The following is a 17,542-nucleotide window of genomic DNA, read 5'->3' as shown; positions in this document are numbered from 1 at the left end:
ACGACGATGCTTGGCAAGATGATGCACAAACAGCTGACTATAGGCTCGCTGATAGAACACGCGGGGCGTTTTCACAGCTCAACGACGGTCACCTCGGTTGAAACGTCGGGTGAAACCGAGCATGTGACCTGGGGTGACATCGATGCAAATGCCCGCAAACTGGCAGCGGCATTGGGACGCCTGGGTATCGCTCAGGGCGCCCGTTGCGGCACCATCGCCTGGAACAACCGCCGTCACCTTGAGATCTACTTCGGAGTGTCAGGTGGCGGTTATGTTTGTCATACAATCAACCCGCGCCTGAAGCCGGAACAGCTCATCTACATCATCAACCATGCCGAGGATCAGGTGCTGTTCATTGACACCACCTTTGTTCCGGCCGTGGCGCAGCTGCGTGCGCAGTTCACCACTGTGCAGCATATCGTCGTGATGGGACCGAGGGATGCCGATATCGCAGCGCAGATTGAGGGCGTGCTGTTCTACGATGATCTGCTGGATGCGGAGGCCGCGGGTTATGATTGGCCCGATTTGGATGAAAATCTGCCCTCTAGCCTATGCTACACTTCCGGCACCACCGGTAACCCCAAAGGCGTTGAATACACCCACCGGACCAGCGTGCTGCATACGATTGGTGGTAATCAACCCGATGGCCTGGCGCTGCGGGCGCGGGATACAGTACTGGCGGTGGTGCCGATGTTTCACGTGAACGCCTGGGGCACGCCGTATATGACCGCAGCTGTCGGGGCAAAGCTGGTACTGCCGGGTCCACATCTTGATGGGGTGAGCTTGGCCAGACTGATTGACGCGGAAAAAGTGACCGTGGCGCTGGGTGTCCCGACCATCTGGATGGGTTTGCTGCAGGGGCTGGAGGAAACCGGCTGCACTGCCGAAAGCCTTGAACGCACGATTGTAGGTGGGTCCGCCCTGCCAACGGTCATGATACCCACCTTCCGCGACAAATATGGCGTCGAGCTGGTGCATGCCTGGGGCATGACGGAAACCAGCCCCATTGGAACGCTGAACCAGCTGTTGCAGAAGCATAATGAGTTGGATGCCGAAGCCCAGGCCAAGCTGCGCGAAGGCCAGGGACGGCCAATGTATGGCGTCGATCTGCGGATCGTCGACGATAGCGGTGCGGTCTTGCCTCATGATGGCGAGACGCAAGGTAACCTGCAGATCTGCGGGCATTGGGTGATCGACAGTTATTTCCGCGCCGGAGAAACTGCACTGACGGATGATGGGTGGTTTGATACCGGCGACGTCGCCACAATTGATGATGACGGCTATATGATCATTCGCGACCGCTCCAAGGATATTATCAAGTCCGGGGGGGAATGGATCTCCACTGTTGAGCTGGAAGATATCGCCATGTCGCACCCCGATATCGCTCAGGCGGCGGCAATTGCGGCGAAACACCCCAAATGGGACGAACGCCCTGTGGTGATTGCTGTGAAACGGTCCGGCGATGTGACCGAGGCTGATCTGTTGGCGCATTATCAAGGCAAGGTTGCCAGCTGGCAGATTCCCGACCGTGTGGTTTTTGTCGAATCTCTGCCCTTGGGTGGCACCGGCAAGGTACAGAAAAATACGCTCCGGGAAAGATACGAAGAGATCCTACTGGACTCCTGATATCCCGTACCGCCATCGAGTATTAGGCCCGGTGGCGGTGTCCATCCCTTTTTGACGGGGCGCATATATTGCAGGTTATGAGCCCAGCTGAGGCTCGCCGGGCATCATAACTGCCGGCAAATTTATCTGTTAAGGGCCGCTTAAGACCCCGCCTGATATCCCGGTAGTGGGTGAAAATAGGTGGTGGATTATGAGCGCACAAGGAAATGTGGCGCCCATTATCATCAAGAAGAAAAAGTCAGGTGGTGGCGATGGCCACCACGGTGGAGCCTGGAAGGTCGCCTATGCGGACTTCGTGACGGCTATGATGGCGTTCTTCATGTTGATGTGGCTGCTCAACGCAACGACTGAGAAACAGAGAAAAGGGCTGGCGGATTACTTCTCGCCATCCATTCCGCTGAGCCGGGTTTCGGGCGGCGGCAACGGGGCCTTCAACGGGGACAGTATGTTCACCGAGGAGATCAAGCCCCAGAACGGGACCGGAGCGTCCGACATCAGCCCGGCCGATGCACAGCAGGCCAAGGGAGATTCCGGTGTCGAACAGGACAAGGACCGTGAGGCCGCAGACGAACAGTTCCGTGCCTTGGAAGAACAGCTGAAGGGGCGTGGTGGCGAAAGCATGGTCTCAATCGAGATGGCTCAGCATATCATCACACGCGTCACGGATGAGGGTTTGGTTGTCGAGCTTTTCGATACCGAGGAGTCACCGCTGTTCAAAGAAGGAACCGCGGAACCGACGTTGCTGTTCCGGGATATTGTGAAGATGGTGTCACGTGTCACAGGGGTTGTTGAAAACAACATCGCCATTGGCGGGCATATTAGATCTCATGCGGTCGTTGTGGCTAATAATCCGGTCTGGGAACTCTCCCATGCGCGGGCGGATGCCACCCGTGTGATGCTCGAATCAGGTGGCACTAGGTCCAAGCGGATGCACCGTGTGACCGGTCATGCAGATCGCAAACTGACGGATAGCAACCCGATGTCAGCGCGAAACAACCGGGTCGAAATCATCCTTCTGCGGAAATAAGCGCGGGTACGCCGGAAATGGGCGGCCAACAGATCAGACAATTTTATCTGTTAGCCGCCCGTTAATGGCCAATCGGCTAGCTGTTGCATCAAGAAAGATTCGATGCAGCAGAAAGGCGTATCCATGACGATTTCTTCCTCGCTTAATGCCGGCGTTGCCGGGCTTACCGCGAATGCCAGCCGACTGGCCTCCATTTCCGACAATATCGCAAACTCCTCGACCGCCGGCTACAAGCGGGTTCAGACGGATTTCCACTCGATGGTCATGAGCTCATCTGGCGGCACCTATTCGGCCGGCGGTGTGCGGACGACCAATGTGCGTTTGATTGATGAGCGAGGGCCGCTGGTGTCGACCAGCAATGCAACCGATCTGGCGGTGCGGGGCCGTGGTATGCTGCCTGTCACCTCGATGAACGAGGTTGAGACGGGGGCCGCCAACCCGCAGATGATGCTGACAACCACGGCATCTTTCAGAACCAATGCTGATGGTTTGCTTGCAACTGAATCCGGTCTGGTCCTGATGGGCTGGCCTGCGCAATCTGATGGCACAATTCCACCCTATGCGCGTGATACATCTGACGCTCTGGAGCCGGTGCGGTTCAATGTGAACAAACTGTCGGGGGAGCCGACAACCGAGATGTCGCTGGGTGTGAACCTGCCCGCGACAGCGACGGAATCCACCGCGGCAGGCACCAGTGAGAACCTTTCGATCGAGTATTACGACAATCTGGGTAAATCCGAGAGCCTGCAGATCGAATTCGTGCCCACCGTTCCGGCAACGGGCGAGTCGAACGAATGGACCATGATCATTACCGACACCGCGACCGGTTCGACCCCGATCGGGGAATACACATTGACCTTCGACGATAACCGGACGTCCGGGGGAGCCCTGAACGCTGTGGCCGCCACCACAGGTGGCGCATATGACGCTGCAACAGGATCCATCATCGTCCCTGTCGCGGGCGGCCCCATGGAAATCAACATCGGAATGATCGGTGATGACAATGGATTGACTCAATTGTCGGATACCTTTGCCCCTGCCTCGATTTCCAAGGATGGGGCTCCGGTGGGCAACTTCACTGGCGTGGAGATTGATGAGGCCGGCTATGTGCATGCCAACTATGACACCGGTGTCAGCCGCGTGGTCTATCAGGTCCCGCTGGTCGATCTGCCGAACCCGAATGGCATGATCGCCATGGACCGGCAGACCTACATGCCGTCGAGCGAGAGCGGCTCCTACTTCCTTTGGAATGCTGGTGAAGGTCCGACAGGCGACATCCTCGGGTATGCCCGCGAGGAATCCGCAACAGATGTGGCGGGCGAGCTGACCAATATGATTCAGACCCAGCGAGCCTATTCGTCTAACGCAAAAGTCATTCAGACCGTGGATGAGATGTTGCAGGAAACCACCAACATCAAGCGCTGATAGGCGCTCCTCCCTCTGATTTACATTCGCGCAAAGGCTGGATGACCCATGTCCATTACAAGTGCTCTCAATTCCGCAATGACCGGGCTGACGGCGGCTGGTCGCTCGACGTCGGTCGTCTCCGAAAACCTGTCGAATGTTCTGACCCCGGGGTATTCACGCCGAAGCCTCGCGCTTACCAGTGCCGGGGATGGGTTCAGCGGGGTCAAGGTCGGTCACGTGCAGCGGATCAACGATCCGGCCCTGCAATCCAGCGTGCGATCTGCCAATTCGGAGGTCGGCGTTGCCGAGGTGAAATCCGCTTTTTTTGGTCGCATGACCGAATTGGTTGGCAGCGCCGACGACCCCTATTCAATCACGCAGCGGCTAACGGATTTCGACTCCGGTCTGATTGAGGTGATTTCGCGACCCGATTCCGGACCGCGGCTGAATGATCTCGCGATTCAGGCAGAAGAGTTGGTGCGGTCGATTGCAGATGCCGCAGAGGGGCTACGCAATCAACGCACGGCTGCCGACAGGGCAATTGATGTGCAGGTGGACACGGTCAATCAGTCGTTGGAAAAACTTCAAAAACTGAATGCAAAAATTGCGATCAGTCAATCAACAGGGTCCGATTCGGCGTCTCTGCTGGATCAACGAGATCTGCTGATTGACGAGGTGAACAAGATCATTCCGGTCAAGGTGGTCAATCGTGACAGAGGCCAGGTTGCTCTGTTCTCCGAAGGGGGCGCTGTGCTTCTGGATGGCCAGGCAGCAGAGCTGAGCTTTGACGGTAAAGCCGATACATTGCCTTACATGACGTTGGGCAACGGTTTGCTGTCCGGGTTGCAGATCAATGGTATCGACGTCGCGACAGGGCCCGGCGGGCCTATCCGTGGCGGCACGCTTGCCGCCCAGTTCGAGGTCCGCGATGTACTCACCGTCGAGGCGCAGGAAGATCTGGACGCTATGGCAAAGGATCTTATCGAACGCTTTCAAGACCCTGCTCTAGATCCGACCTTGACGGCAACGGATCCTGGCATCTTCACCGATCAGGGTGCCTTTTTTGATCCGGCCAATACTGTCGGTATTGCCAACCGTATTGAGCTGAACGACAAAATTGCCATGCAGGGACAGGCAGAAACCTGGCGGCTGCGCGATGGTCTGAATGCAGCCTCGCCCGGCAACGCCGGGGATGCAACGCTGCTGCGTGGATATGCGGATGCACTGGACGCCAAGCGCACGGTGTCATCCGTTGGTCTGGGGACGGCAAATCTGGATGCCAGCACGCTGAGCGCGAACCTGCTATCTCGGTTTGCACAGAGTGAAAACTCTGCCGAACAGAACGTCGCCTTTGCAGCGGCAACCTATACCGAAATGTACCAGCGCGAGTTGGCGCAGGGTGTCGATAGCGATGCCGAACTGCAGAACCTTATCGTGATTGAAAAAGTCTATCAGGCCAACGCCAGGATGATCTCCGTGGTCGATGAGCTGATGGAAACGCTTCTAAGGATTTAACGCATGATTATGAATTCCTATGGGGATATGGCTCAACACCTGTTCCTTCGCAATCGGTCGGTTGGTCTGAAGAACGATATCTCGACCCTGACGCAGGAGTTGAGCACTGGAAAAACCTCGCAGTTGACGCAGAAACTGGGGGGGGATCTGACATATCTCTCCGATGTGGAGCGTAACTTGGATCGTCTCAAATCCTTTCAGGTTGCAAACACTGAGGCGGCTCTGTTTGCGTCGTCCATGCAGAACAATATCGAGTTGATCTCTGACAATGTGGTCAAGCTTACCGGCGATATTTTCGCTGTAACGACGTCTCCGAATGATGAGACATCGCAGCAATTGTCAAACCAGGCAGAAGTGTACCTGACCGAAGCTATCCGCTCCCTGAATGGCGAAGCCGCCGGTCGCAGCTTGTTTTCCGGAAAAGATACCGAAGCCCAACCTCTCGCTGATCTTAGCACTTTGATGTCCTCATTGGTGACAGAGGTTACCCCCTTCACCACCGCACCTGATATTGTGCAGGCCGTCAAAGACTGGTTCGCTGATCCGCTGGGATTTGATACGGTGATGTATCAGGGGGCGTCGGACCTGATGGATCCGGTGAAAATTGGCCCGACCGAAGAGGTCACTGTCTCTTTGAAGGCCAATGACGATGCGTTTAAACAGACTCTGCAGAGCCTTGCCATTGCAACTTTGGTCAATGACCCAGGACTTAGCCTCACCTCAGATGTGAAGTTCGAGATGTTGCGCAGCACCGGAGTTGAGCTGCGTGAAAGCCAGGTCCAGTTGATCCAGATGCAGTCAGATCTTGGTTTTGTGGAGGGTCGCATTGAGCAGACCGCGACACGCAATGGCGCCGCCCAGACCAGCCTCAGCCTGGTATTCAACGAGCTTGTTCAGGCCGATCCCTATGAAACATCTACCCGTCTGGATGAGGCGCAGTTCCAACTGGAAAGCCTGTTCACCGTCACCGCACGGACATCGCAGCTGTCGCTGATGAGGTTCCTGTCATGATGCGGTTCATCCGGATTCTTCTTGCTGTAATGCTGCTGCCTGCGATGGCTCAGGCCAATGCGATCAGACTGAAAGATCTGGTTGAGTTCGACGGTGTACGCGGCAATGATCTCGTCGGCTATGGTCTGGTCGTAGGGTTGAACGGGACAGGCGACGGTCTGCGAAACTCCCCCTTCACCGAAGAGATCATGTCGAACATTCTGGAGCGGCTGGGCGTTAATGTGACCGGCGAACAGTTTCGGCCAAAGAATGTTGCTGCGGTATTCGTCACCGCGACTCTGCCGCCGTTTGCTCGTGTAGGGGGTACTGTTGATGTGACCGTGTCCGCGATCGGCGATTCAAAGAGCCTGCTGGGCGGGACGCTGGTCATGACACCGTTGAATGCCGCAGATGGCCAGATCTATGCCGTCGCCCAAGGCACCATCCTGGCAGGCGGAGCCGTCGCCGAGGGGGAAGGCGCCTCTGTCACCCAGGGTGTTCCGACTGCTGGCGTCATCCCTTCGGGCGCGCGGGTTGAGCGTGAGATTGATTTCGATCTGTCCTCGCTCACGTCCATGCGTCTTGCGTTGCGAGAGCCTGACTTCACCACCGCAGGCCGTATCGAACGCGCGATCAATGCTGAATTTGGACGAAATGTGGCTCTAATGCAAGATTCCGGAACGGTTGAGGTCGACGTACAGCGCACCAACACCCGCTCCACCGCTCATGCTGTCGGGCGGATCGAGAATATTCTGGTCGAACCTCAGCGCAAGGCGCGTGTGGTTGTCGATCAACGCTCCGGTACCATTGTGATGGGCAGCGATGTGCGTATCTCACGGGTTGCTGTCGCACAGGGAAATCTGACCCTGCGGATTGAGGAAACGCCGCTGGTTGTTCAGCCTAATCCATTTGCCGATGGCGAAACGGTGATTGTGCCGCGCACTGGCGCTGCGATCGAAGAGGAAGAGGGCATTCAGCTGGCAGAGGTCCCGGAAACCACCTCTTTGTCTGAAGTGGTTGCAGGTCTTAATGCGCTGGGCGTGTCACCGCGGGATATGATCGATATCCTCAAGAGCCTGAAGGCGGCCGGTGCGCTGCATGCCGAATTCGTGGTGAGATAGAACGTCAGTACAGAACTGCACGCAGGCGGATGAGCCCCTGGAACCACTGTGTTCCGGGGGCTTTTGCTTAGGCAATAGGCCGCCAATTTTACCCGTTGCTAGCTACCTTTGACCTGGCCGGATTCATGACACCGGATGAGCTGAACGACCGGCCTAGGGCATGTGTCGGCCTCGATCCTGACCCTCTTGTCAGACTTGAGCACGGTCAGTGCGCTGGATGTAATTTACACTATCCGACAGATGTTCCGACACTCATATGGCATCTCAGTGGAAGTATGATCTATCGTCTGACACAGCGTCGCCGCGTGTGGGGTTGAATAGATTTGGGTTGAGACCTGCCGAGATCACGTCTGTCCCGCCAATGCAAAACGCCCCGGTCACTGTTGTGACCGGGGCGTTTTGCAGGGTGCTTCCTGCAAACGGTTGTGTTTTCAGGGAAAGTAGCTGCGGACCAAGGCGCTTGCGATAAGGCTCCAGCCGTCCGCGACCACAAAAAACGCAAGTTTGAAAGGCATGGACACAACTGCCGGCGGGACCATCATCATCCCCATCGACATCAGCACGGCCGCGACCACCAGATCGATTACCAGGAACGGCAGGAAGACCAAAAAGCCAACCTGAAAGGCACGGGCAATTTCCGACAGCATAAAGCTCGACACCAAGGTCGACAAAGGGGCATCAGCGGTCGGGTCTATGCCTGCAGTGGTAGGTCGCAGATCTGCAATCGCATAGAAGGTATCGGGATCAAGGCGCGCGGCCATGAATACCCGAAACGGCTGCAACGCGCGCTCCAGCCCGGTTTCTACATCCAGTTGCTCCTCAATCAGCGGATTGATTCCGGTGGTCCAGGCTTCGGTAAACACCGGTTCCATGACGAAATAGGTGAGGAACAGCGCAAGGCTGATCATCAACATGTTCGGTGGCGCCTGCTGCAAACCAATGGCCTGCCGGAGAATCGACAATACGGTGACAAGAAACGGGAAGCATGTGATCATAATCAACAGCCCCGGGGCGAGGCTGAGGACGGTGATCAGCAGGATCAGCTGGATTGAGCGGGCAGAGATCGACTGTCCATCGCCCAAGGAAAGGCTGAGATCCTGCGCGCTCACAACATCCGGCAGGCCGACGGCCAGAATGGCCGCCAAAACGGCGGCAAGAAGGGCAGTGCGTGTCATCCCAGGCCGCTTTGCAAATCCGCGATTTCGGTCAGTCTTACGGCCAATTGACCAGCCTGCTCGCCTTCCATCTCCTCCAGCTGCCCTCTGGCGACAAGGCGGTCGCCAACATAGAGATCCACGGGATCTTCGACCCGTTTGTCGAGGGTCAGAATCGCGTTTTCGCCAAGGTTTACCAGATCACGGATCAGCGGCCGTGCCTTGCCGACAGAGACGACAACCTCAACTGGTACTGACACAAACGGATTGCCTGCATCGCCAGATTTTCTGTTCATTTCAGCAGACTTATCCATATTTGCTGTCCTCTGTGATGTGGAAAGAGAAGGCCTCGATAGAGTCCTGAATAGAATCGATCAGGGCGGAGCTGTTGATTTCCCGCTCAATGCCGCCGACCTTGAGATAGGCCTGACCAGGAGACAGCACGACGTCCTCGCGGACCTGCACCGGCACAGTGAAACTTTTGGTCAGTAGCGCGCGCACGGTTGCACCTTCGCCCGGGGAGACAACAATATTGATAGCCTGATCGGCCTGACTCTTGGCCATGTCCGTCAGCTGATCGACGATGTGATGGCCGAAACTGGCAGCCATGGCATCTGGCAGGACTGCGCTGGTCAGAACCTTGAACATCGGATCCAACGATTCGAGCAGTTGCGTCTGTGCCTCATGGAAGGTGAAGCTGAGATCTTCAAGCGAGTTGGCCAGTTCTGAAGAGACATGTGTGCTCTCCTTATCCTTGGCCGTTACCGCATCATCCCAACCTGCGCTGTATCCTTTCTCATAGGATTCCAGACGCTTTTCCTCCAGTACTTCTTCGCTCACCTCGGCGACTGGCACCGCCGGAGTGTCCATGGCAAAATCTTCAAGAAGATGGGCAATCGTCATCAGGCTCTCTCCTCATTTTCTTCCAGCCAGCCGCGCAGGATCTGCACGGTTTCTTCCTGGCGTTCGCCAATCATCGAGCGGAGACGATCAACGGGATTGTCGCCACCGCCGCCAAGGGCCGGCAGTCCACCCATATCTCCCATTCCGCCCATGTCACCCATGCCCATACCGGTGCCCATACCCATGCCACCCATGGGTTCAAACTGACCAGTTTCATTGTTCTCAATCTCTCCATCCAGTGCGAGATCCGCGCCGAGATTGGGATTGGCCATGAAACCACCGCCGCCCAGTGCTGGCAGCTCGTCCATGGCATCGCCACCCGGTGCGCCAAGTGCAGGCACGCTCGCCTGGTTCGACAGGATGGGACGAATAACAAAGAGGCCGAGGATCAGAGTGACAAGCGCCAGGGCAGCCATCTGGATCAACGACATCGCATCCAGATAGATGTTGTCGAAGATGGAGGCGCTGACCACGGTGCCCTGTGGCTCCACCGTAGGCATTTCCATAGATTTCAGCGTTATGACGTCTCCACGTTCTTCACTGAAACCGACCGCAGCAGAGATCAGTTCACGGAGTGCGCCGAGCTCTTCTTCTGAGCGGGGTTCCATCACCGTTTCGCCGGTTGCTGTGGTTATTGGCACGCCATTCAGCAGAACTGCGACAGTCAGACGTTTGATTGCGCCAGGGCCACGAAGGATCTCTTTTTCGGTCTCAGATATTTCGTAGTTCACCCGTTCACGGGTGGCGCTGGTACTGGCTTTGGATCCATCGCCCGAGGCGGCATCACCATCCGGAATATTGGAGGCAACGGTTACCTCACCCGATTGATTTTGTGACGAATCGGCGCGTTCTTCCACATCGGTACTGATGGCGACGCGGCTTTCGGGATCAATGCGTTTCTCGCGAATAGATTCGGTGTCGGTCACGGTTTCGACGCTGACCTCGACCACGGCATTGCCGTGACCAACGCGCGCTTCGACCAACCGCATGACCCGTTCGCGAATCGATTGCGAGCGATCATCGGTTCCGGCGCCGACAGCGGCAGCGGCCTCGGGTGAGCCGATCAGCGCACCATTGGCATCAATCACCGCCACGTTTTCCACCGCCAAGCCAGTCACGGCTGAAGAGATCAGAAAGCGAATCGCATTGGCCTGTGCGGGCGTGATGGGCGAACCCATCGGCACAACCGACACAGAGGCAGTCGGTTCAGCCGTGCGCTGAAACGGGTTTGATCCGGTATTTGCGATATGGACCCGGGCCTGGGTCACATACGGGCTGGCCACGATGGTACGGGCCAGTTCCCCTTCCTTTGCACGCCAGTAGGCGGCATCAAACATTTGCGATGTGGTCCCGAACCCGCTCAGCGAATCAAGCAGTTCGTAACCGCGTCCGCCGTTCGCAGGCAGGCCTTCGCTTGCCAGCGTCATGCGTAGTTCGTCGCGTGCCGTAGCTGGAACATAAATTGATCCGCCACGCACTTCGTATTCGGTGCCGCGCTGTTCCAGCGCGCGCACTACATCCCCAGCCGAGCCGCTTTCCAGCCCGGCATATAGTAATTGCATCGTGGGCGTATTCGCCACACGGGACATCGCCAGGACGCTGAGAATCACGATCACCGTGGCCCCCACGGCAATCAGGCGCTTTCGCGTGTCCAAACCTGCCCAGACATTCTTGATCTGCTGCACATTAACCTCCGTAGCACCGGCGTTCTGTCCGATGTGCAACCCTTTTGCCGGATTGCCCTTAACATTCGGTTAGTGTCCGCAAGCTAAGAAGATGGGGCACGACGTATTAGGGATAGTCATGACAGACGCTGTAGTAGACACAGAACAGGACGCCCCGGCCAAGAAGAGCAAGCTGCCCCTTATCATTGGGGTTGTTCTTGCGCTTGTTGGCGCCGGTGGGGGATTCTTCGCTGTCCAGTCAGGCCTTCTTCCCTTTGGTCAGAGCGCAGCCCCAGAAGGGGTGGATGCGACCGAAGTGGCGCCAGAAGGCGTGGACAATGGTGAGTCGGCGGAAGATATCGCCAATCTCGCTTTTATCGAAATGGAACCGATTGTGATCACCTTGCGCAAAGCAAGTGGGTTGAAGCACCTTCGTTTCCGCTCTCAGCTGGAGGTTGATCTCGCCCATCGGGCCGAGGTTGAGAAAATTCTCCCGCGGGTTGTCGATGTTCTCAACAGTTATCTCAGGGCACTGGAGCTGGAGGATCTGACCGATCCGATGGCACTGCCGAAACTGCGCGCACAGATGCTGCGGCGGATCAATATTGCAGCTGGCCAGGGCCGGGTGCGTGATCTGCTGATTATGGACTTCGTATTGAACTAGGAGAACGGGATGGAACTGATTGCGGATATCCTGCTTGCGGCCGGGGCCATGGGGGCAGGCTTTTACTGCCTGGTGCTCTCGCGTCGGCTGAAGCGTTTTAATGATCTGGAAAAAGGTGTTGGCGGCGCTGTTGCAGTGCTTTCGGCGCAGGTCGATGATCTCAACAAGTCACTGCTGGCCGCGCGCCATGTATCGGATGGCTCGAGCAAGGCGCTGGACCAGTTGACCGGACGCGCCGAATCGGTGGCGCAGCGGTTGGAACTTATGATGGCCTCTATGCACGACATGCCAGAGGCCTCGGCGCCTGAGCCAAAACCTGAGACTGCTGCATCTGCGGCTGCCGAAGAAAGCGATGCATTGGCTGCGGCATATGAGGCTGACGCGGAGCCGGAAGTAGCGGCGGAGCCAGAACCCGCAAAACCCGCAGGTCTGATGTTTGTCCGCCATAACCGGGCGCAGGGTCGGGTTGCATAATGGCCAAGGCAGCAAAGACAAAAGCCGCTCCTGCGAAGCCGAAGAAGGCAAAGCGCATCAAGCGGACGCGCAGTGGTGCTCTCATGATGCTGGCCTTGCTGTTGATGGGATCAGCAATTGTGCGCCTCGGTCTGGAGGCCGGTCCAGCCATCGCGCGTGAGGTCGCGAACCTGCAGGACGAATCGACCCTGAAAGACGAGCCGAAAGGCACGCTGAATGGTCAGTCGATGCCCTCTTCTGCCGAATTGCAGAACATGTTGGCCGCCTTTCAGGAACGCGAAGCGGCGCTATCTGCCCGTGAGGCCGAGATCGAAGACCGCATGAAAGCGCTGGAGATCGCAGATGATGCGATTGAGCAGAAGCTTGTCGCACTTGAGCAGGCTGAAGAAGAGTTGAAATCGACGCTCGCCCTTGCCGATGGCGCGACCGAAGCGGATCTGACTCGGCTGACATCGGTTTACGAACAGATGAAACCAAAAGAATCGTCTGCTCTCTTTGAGGAGATGGATCCTGCCTTTGCAGCTGGCTTCCTTGCGCGCATGCGCCCCGAGGCAGCGGCCGGCATCATGGCGGGGCTCAGCCCGCAGGCGGCATATACAATCAGCGTGGTCCTGGCGGGTCGCAATGGGTCTGTTCCAAAGGAGTAAGCAGGTGCTGCTCCTCAGGCTTTTTTAACGTGAATCGCCTAAACTTGTAGAAACAAACGAAATTCGGAGTGGACCTAATGCTCGGTATTGTAGGCATCGTGGTTATCTTTGTCATGGTGTTCGGGGGATATCTCCTCGCAGGTGGCAAGTTTGCGATCATCATCAAAGCTCTGCCATTCGAATTCATGATGATTGGCGGGGCAGGTGTTGGTGCCTTTTTGATCAGCAATGATATGGGCGGCGTTAAACACACGCTGAAAGACCTCGGTAAGGTGTTTAAGGGCCCCAAATGGAAGCCCGATGACTACCGCGATCTTCTATGTCTGCTCTTCTCTTTGATCAGGATCGCAAGAGCGAACCCGGTTGAGGTCGAACAGCATATCGAAGATCCGGAAAACTCATCGGTTTTCAATCGGTACCCGAAAATCCTCGCAGACAAGGAAGCGGTGAACCTGATCAGCGATACCATGCGCTCGGCATCTATGAATTATGATGACCCGCATCAGGTCGAGGAAGTTCTGGAAAAGCGGATTGAGGCGAACCTGCACCACGCCTTGCACTCCAGCCATGCGTTGCAATCGCTTGCTGACGGTCTTCCGGCGCTGGGCATTGTTGCGGCTGTTCTCGGCATTATCAAAACCATGGGGTCGATCGATCAACCGCCAGAAGTTCTGGGTAAGCTGATCGGTGGCGCTCTTGTCGGTACATTCCTGGGTGTTTTCCTTGCCTATGGTCTGGTTGGCCCCTTCGCAGGCAAGGTGAAGTCAGTTGTCGAAGAGGATGCGCATTTCTATTCGCTCATTCGCGAAGTTCTGGTGGCCAACCTGCACAATCACGCAGCGGCGATCTGTATCGAAGTGGGACGTCAGAACACCCCATCCCACATCCGCCCCGGGTTTTCTGAGCTGGAAGATGCATTGAAATCGGTGAAACAGGACGCAGCATGATGTGGCGCGCGCTGACCATTGCAGCAATGACCCTGGCTGCGGCATCTGCGGATGCCCAGACAGTGGTTGCCCGTTCGGGAGAGCATGCCGGGTTTTCCCGACTGGTCATGCGGCTTCCGGCCGGTGCGCCTTGGTCTTTGCGTCAGTCCGGGCAATCAGCCCAGGTGGTGATCGATACGCCCACAGTTGTGTTCGACACGTCGCGGGTCTTTGACCTGATTCCGCGTACACGCCTCCAGTCGGTCTCGCAGGCGGGACCTGGGCAACCATTGCAGTTGCAACTTGGGTGTAATTGCGATGTCACCTCCTTTGTTCAGAAGGACGGGTATCTGGTGGTTGATATTGCTGATGGCACGCCTGGTGCTGATCAGCCTTTGGCAGCCGGATCGCCCTTGCCGCTATTGCCCGGGAACATCAACAGTACCGGATATCGTTTCAATCTTGCAGCGCGGGCAGCTGCGGACGCGCGTGCCGCACTTGACCTTGCTGGTGTAACGTCCAGCCGTACTACTGCTGTTGACCAGGCGCAACGCCTTCCTGTCGCTGTGGCGGATACACCGTCAGCGATCCAACTGCCCCTAGATCTGACCCGAGCCCCTCGCACTGAGGTGCCTGCTGCGCCGGTTGAAGAGGCACGCGTTGCGGTGGATTCTGCCGCTGAACCGAAACCGGTTCCGGTTCAAGTGGACACGGATATGCTGCTTGATTTGTCGGAAACTGAAAGAGCGGCAACCGTCAACGAATCCGAACAGCGACTACTGCAACAGATCAGCCGTGCCACCAATCAAGGGTTGTTGGACTTGGTCGGTGTTGAGGTTCACGATGGCCCGAATGGTCACATCCTTGATCCGCTGAGCAGTCGGGATCGCCCGCTCAACCCGTTGGACCAGATTTCGGTCACCTCCTCTGTGGACCGCGAAACTGGTCTTATCGCGCGCAGGTCTGACACCTCAGGCCAGCCGACACATTGCCTTCCAAGTCAACAAGTGGCCGTACACGAATGGGGCACGGATGAGCCATTTGCGGACCAGATTTCACCGCTGCGCGCGGATTTGGTGCGTGAATTTGATGACGTCGACCCGGAAGCGGTTTTGACACTGGCGCGGGCCTATCTCTTCTTTGGATTTGGTGCTGAGGCACAGGCAATTCTGCGGATGATGCCGTCTGGCGCTGCGGAGCATGATGATGCTGTGGCGCTGACGGCCATGGGGGCTGTGCTTGATGGCCAGCAGATGGAGGTCAACCACGCTTTCGCGGGACAGCAGGTTTGCGATAGCGAAGTGGCGCTTTGGGCGGCCTTGGCTGATGGCACCATCAAGAAAAATGCTAAAACGGATGCAATCCAACAGGCATTTGCCAAGCTGCCACCGCATCTGCGGGTGCAAGTCGGTCCGCGCATCAGTACCTTGTTTGCCAAGGCGGGTGATCCCCATCTGGCGGGCGCGGCATTACGATCCGTAGATCGCACTGGTGTTGAGCATGTTCCTGAAATCAACTTGGCCGAGGCGGAGATCGCCAGACTGGAAGGCGACGTTGAAACCGTCGCCCAGGAGTTGACGGATGAAGTTGCCGAGCGGAGCGAAAACGCACCACGCGCTCTGATCGAACTGATTGACCTCAGCTTCGCCGAGCGCAGCGCGCTGTCGCCGGATGTACCGGATCTGGCCGCCTCCTATGAGGTCGAGAATCGCGATAGCCCATTGGGCGCGGACCTCAGGCGTGCAGTGGTTGCCGCCTTGGCGCTGACCGGTGAGTTTCATGACAGTTTCAATGAACTGGAAGTGTTGAGCCGGCGCGATGGCCCGGCCGCACGTACTGCGGCGTTGGAACCGTTGCTGACGTTGCTGACAGAGCGGGCAGATGATGTCACCTTCCTGCAGTATGCGCTTGTCATCGCGGCCAATGGCACCACCGCAGAGGTAGCACCAGTTGCGGATATTGTGGCCGAACGCCTGCTGGATCTGGGGTTTGCGCAGCAGGCTCAATCGATTCTTAAAAAGCTGGCTATGGAGCCTGGAAACACGAAACGCCGCCTGATCCTGGCCAAAGCTGCGCTGGCGATGGATAAGCCGCATTCCGCTTTGGTGGAGCTGATGGGACTGTCCGGTTCCGCAGCAAACAAACTGCGCGCAGAGGCCCTTTGGCGCAATGGCGAATACGCAAGAGCGGGTGAGTATCTGCTTGAAGAGCAAGAAAAAGATGCAGCCGCGCGCGGGTTCTGGCATTCGGAGGATCGCGATACGCTTGCGACGATGGATGCTGATGATACGGAGCAGTTCGGTGGCGTCGCGCGCGTGACGACACAAATCGAAGAAACTGCGAAAGAGCCCACCGGCCTGCCGCCTTTGGCCCATGCGAGGGCGCTGGTTGAAAGCAGTGAGGGGACGCGTGGCGGTATCGCAGACCTGTTGCAGAAGGTGACGCCGCAGGCGGATCCTTCCGACGATGGATCGTAGCGACCAGCAACCGAGTATCTGAGCTGAGCATTTGCCAAGACCGCCCGATCCGGGCGGTCTTGGCGTGTTTTGTGATAACGGTTTGTCAATGCTCTCGCCTTACGCTCGAACCTAGGGTGAATCCTCATTTGGACAGGCAGAATGCCGAAATCGAGCTATTATTTCCGACAACAGCGGCGGTATGTCCGCTGCGCAGGCAGTTTGCCGATGTGGTCCGTGTTGCTTGTCGCAGCATTTGGCCTCTTGGGACTGCTTATTCCTCGAAACAGCTATGCTGCGTCACCGCAGGTATCGGCGCTATGCGATCTTGCGGCGCGACGGGCGGCGCGCGACCAGGGCGTTCCGTTGGACGTGTTGCGCGCCATCACCAGAACGGAGACCGGTCGTGGTGGAAAGCAAGGGCTGCAGCCCTGGCCCTGGACCGTCAACATGGAAGGTGCCGGCAAGTGGTTTCAGACAGAAGATGAGGCCCGCGCCTATGTCTTCTCCCACTTCAAACGTGGTGCGCGGAGCTTTGACGTCGGGTGTTTCCAGATCAATTTCAAATGGCATGGTCAGGCTTTCGACTCGATCGACCAGATGTTCGACCCGCTTGCGAATGCGCAGTATGCAGCGCGGTTTCTGCGTGAGCTGCATGACGAATTTGGTGACTGGTCACAGGCTGCCGGCGCCTACCACTCGCGCACACCCACCTATGCAAATCGCTATACTGCGCGTTTTGACAGGGTGCGCGCGGACCTGAAACCGGTAGAGACGGTTGCGGCGCTACCGGTAGAGCGCAGCCGCGCCACGTTCACCGCCCCACAACCTCTTGCCATGCTTCACAATCCATCGCCGCTGATCACTCAGGGGGGGGCACCGTCTGGTGCTGCCCGCCTGGGCTCTCTGGTCCCATTGACCGGCGGCGGCACTTCGGCGCAAGCGCTCATCATACTGAAATAAGGGCT

At 57.3% G+C, this 17,542-nt stretch carries 16 protein-coding genes; 12 read left to right on the top strand and 4 right to left on the bottom strand.

The features are described 5' to 3' along the window. Window positions 1-6: 6 nt before the first annotated feature. The 6 genes from J4721_RS08960 (at window position 7) to J4721_RS08935 (ending at window position 7,686) form a co-directional block, all read left to right on the top strand. On the top strand, window positions 7-1,626 hold the full coding sequence (locus tag J4721_RS08960) for a long-chain-fatty-acid--CoA ligase (protein WP_211002599.1): 1,620 nt from the start codon (window positions 7-9) through the stop codon (window positions 1,624-1,626). 190 nt (window positions 1,627-1,816) lie between these two features. Next, window positions 1,817-2,653, top strand: a complete 837-nt coding sequence (locus J4721_RS08955) for a flagellar motor protein MotB (protein ID WP_014881572.1) — start codon at window positions 1,817-1,819, stop codon at window positions 2,651-2,653. Between the two features lie 102 nt (window positions 2,654-2,755). Beyond that, entirely contained in the window at window positions 2,756-4,078 is a 1,323-nt protein-coding gene (locus tag J4721_RS08950) for a flagellar hook protein FlgE (protein ID WP_014876440.1), read from the top strand. A 48-nt stretch (window positions 4,079-4,126) separates the two neighbouring features. Beyond that, window positions 4,127-5,575: a flagellar hook-associated protein FlgK gene (gene flgK / locus J4721_RS08945; RefSeq protein ID WP_102859541.1), complete on the top strand. Its 1,449-nt coding sequence runs from the start codon at window positions 4,127-4,129 to the stop codon at window positions 5,573-5,575. Between the two features lie 3 nt (window positions 5,576-5,578). Further along, window positions 5,579-6,586: a flagellin gene (locus J4721_RS08940; RefSeq protein ID WP_102875241.1), complete on the top strand. Its 1,008-nt coding sequence runs from the start codon at window positions 5,579-5,581 to the stop codon at window positions 6,584-6,586. Then, window positions 6,583-7,686 carry a flagellar basal body P-ring protein FlgI gene (locus J4721_RS08935; protein ID WP_014881576.1) on the top strand — a complete coding sequence of 368 codons (1,104 nt, stop codon included), beginning with the start codon at window positions 6,583-6,585 and terminating at the stop codon, window positions 7,684-7,686. Before J4721_RS08940 ends, J4721_RS08935 begins: the two co-directional genes overlap by 4 nt. A gap of 431 nt (window positions 7,687-8,117) precedes the next feature. Here the strand turns inward: J4721_RS08935 and fliP are convergent, their stop codons facing one another. From fliP to fliF, 4 genes are read right to left on the bottom strand one after another with little or no spacing between them, the layout of a single operon-like run. After that, window positions 8,118-8,861 (bottom strand): flagellar type III secretion system pore protein FliP, encoded by a 744-nt coding sequence (gene fliP / locus J4721_RS08930; RefSeq protein ID WP_027248295.1) that lies wholly within the window; start codon window positions 8,859-8,861, stop codon window positions 8,118-8,120. Then, window positions 8,858-9,154, bottom strand: coding sequence for a FliM/FliN family flagellar motor C-terminal domain-containing protein (locus tag J4721_RS08925; protein ID WP_014876445.1), 297 nt, complete (start codon window positions 9,152-9,154; stop codon window positions 8,858-8,860). Before J4721_RS08925 ends, fliP begins: the two co-directional genes overlap by 4 nt. Continuing rightward, window positions 9,147-9,743: a hypothetical protein gene (locus J4721_RS08920; RefSeq protein WP_014881577.1), complete on the bottom strand. Its 597-nt coding sequence runs from the start codon at window positions 9,741-9,743 to the stop codon at window positions 9,147-9,149. The genes J4721_RS08925 and J4721_RS08920 overlap by 8 nt, the downstream gene beginning before the upstream one ends. Further along, a complete protein-coding gene (gene fliF / locus J4721_RS08915) occupies window positions 9,743-11,428 on the bottom strand; it encodes a flagellar basal-body MS-ring/collar protein FliF (RefSeq protein ID WP_211002600.1) in 1,686 nt (561 codons plus the stop codon). Before fliF ends, J4721_RS08920 begins: the two co-directional genes overlap by 1 nt. Before the next feature lie 118 nt (window positions 11,429-11,546). Here fliF and fliL point away from each other — a divergent pair, with 118 nt between their 5' ends. From fliL to J4721_RS08885, 6 genes are all read left to right on the top strand, one after another. Then, window positions 11,547-12,071 carry a flagellar basal body-associated protein FliL gene (gene fliL / locus J4721_RS08910; RefSeq protein ID WP_014876448.1) on the top strand — a complete coding sequence of 175 codons (525 nt, stop codon included), beginning with the start codon at window positions 11,547-11,549 and terminating at the stop codon, window positions 12,069-12,071. 9 nt (window positions 12,072-12,080) lie between these two features. Next, window positions 12,081-12,545, top strand: a complete 465-nt coding sequence (locus J4721_RS08905) for a hypothetical protein (protein ID WP_102859542.1) — start codon at window positions 12,081-12,083, stop codon at window positions 12,543-12,545. After that, window positions 12,545-13,192, top strand: coding sequence for a MotE family protein (locus J4721_RS08900; RefSeq protein ID WP_014876450.1), 648 nt, complete (start codon window positions 12,545-12,547; stop codon window positions 13,190-13,192). Before J4721_RS08905 ends, J4721_RS08900 begins: the two co-directional genes overlap by 1 nt. A gap of 77 nt (window positions 13,193-13,269) precedes the next feature. Next, on the top strand, window positions 13,270-14,139 hold the full coding sequence (motA, locus tag J4721_RS08895) for a flagellar motor stator protein MotA (protein ID WP_014876451.1): 870 nt from the start codon (window positions 13,270-13,272) through the stop codon (window positions 14,137-14,139). Further along, entirely contained in the window at window positions 14,139-16,595 is a 2,457-nt protein-coding gene (locus J4721_RS08890) for a hypothetical protein (RefSeq protein WP_211002644.1), read from the top strand. Before motA ends, J4721_RS08890 begins: the two co-directional genes overlap by 1 nt. 207 nt (window positions 16,596-16,802) lie before the next feature. Further along, window positions 16,803-17,537 (top strand): transglycosylase SLT domain-containing protein, encoded by a 735-nt coding sequence (locus tag J4721_RS08885; RefSeq protein ID WP_014876453.1) that lies wholly within the window; start codon window positions 16,803-16,805, stop codon window positions 17,535-17,537. Window positions 17,538-17,542 lie beyond the last annotated feature (5 nt).

It is taken from the genome of Phaeobacter sp. HS011, assembly GCF_018101215.1.
GTDB lineage: Bacteria > Pseudomonadota > Alphaproteobacteria > Rhodobacterales > Rhodobacteraceae > Phaeobacter > Phaeobacter inhibens.
The sequence above is the reverse complement of the archived record's forward strand: the minus strand, read 5'-3'. Positions and strand labels throughout refer to the sequence as shown.

Bases quoted from the DNA above. Each gene is read 5' to 3' on its own strand.
- J4721_RS08920 (WP_014881577.1), bottom strand. From the start codon at position 9,743: ATGACGATTGCCCATCTTCTTGAAGATTTTGCCATGGACACTCCGGCG.
- J4721_RS08905 (WP_102859542.1), top strand. From the start codon at position 12,081: ATGGAACTGATTGCGGATATCCTGCTTGCGGCCGGGGCCATGGGGGCA.
- J4721_RS08955 (WP_014881572.1), top strand. From the start codon at position 1,817: ATGAGCGCACAAGGAAATGTGGCGCCCATTATCATCAAGAAGAAAAAG.
- J4721_RS08940 (WP_102875241.1), top strand. From the start codon at position 5,579: ATGATTATGAATTCCTATGGGGATATGGCTCAACACCTGTTCCTTCGC.
- J4721_RS08935 (WP_014881576.1), top strand. From the start codon at position 6,583: ATGATGCGGTTCATCCGGATTCTTCTTGCTGTAATGCTGCTGCCTGCG.
- motA (WP_014876451.1), top strand. From the start codon at position 13,270: ATGCTCGGTATTGTAGGCATCGTGGTTATCTTTGTCATGGTGTTCGGG.
- fliP (WP_027248295.1), bottom strand. From the start codon at position 8,861: ATGACACGCACTGCCCTTCTTGCCGCCGTTTTGGCGGCCATTCTGGCC.
- J4721_RS08925 (WP_014876445.1), bottom strand. From the start codon at position 9,154: ATGGATAAGTCTGCTGAAATGAACAGAAAATCTGGCGATGCAGGCAAT.
- J4721_RS08950 (WP_014876440.1), top strand. From the start codon at position 2,756: ATGCAGCAGAAAGGCGTATCCATGACGATTTCTTCCTCGCTTAATGCC.
- flgK (WP_102859541.1), top strand. From the start codon at position 4,127: ATGTCCATTACAAGTGCTCTCAATTCCGCAATGACCGGGCTGACGGCG.
- J4721_RS08960 (WP_211002599.1), top strand. From the start codon at position 7: ATGCTTGGCAAGATGATGCACAAACAGCTGACTATAGGCTCGCTGATA.
- fliL (WP_014876448.1), top strand. From the start codon at position 11,547: ATGACAGACGCTGTAGTAGACACAGAACAGGACGCCCCGGCCAAGAAG.
- J4721_RS08900 (WP_014876450.1), top strand. From the start codon at position 12,545: ATGGCCAAGGCAGCAAAGACAAAAGCCGCTCCTGCGAAGCCGAAGAAG.
- J4721_RS08885 (WP_014876453.1), top strand. From the start codon at position 16,803: ATGTGGTCCGTGTTGCTTGTCGCAGCATTTGGCCTCTTGGGACTGCTT.
- J4721_RS08890 (WP_211002644.1), top strand. From the start codon at position 14,139: ATGTGGCGCGCGCTGACCATTGCAGCAATGACCCTGGCTGCGGCATCT.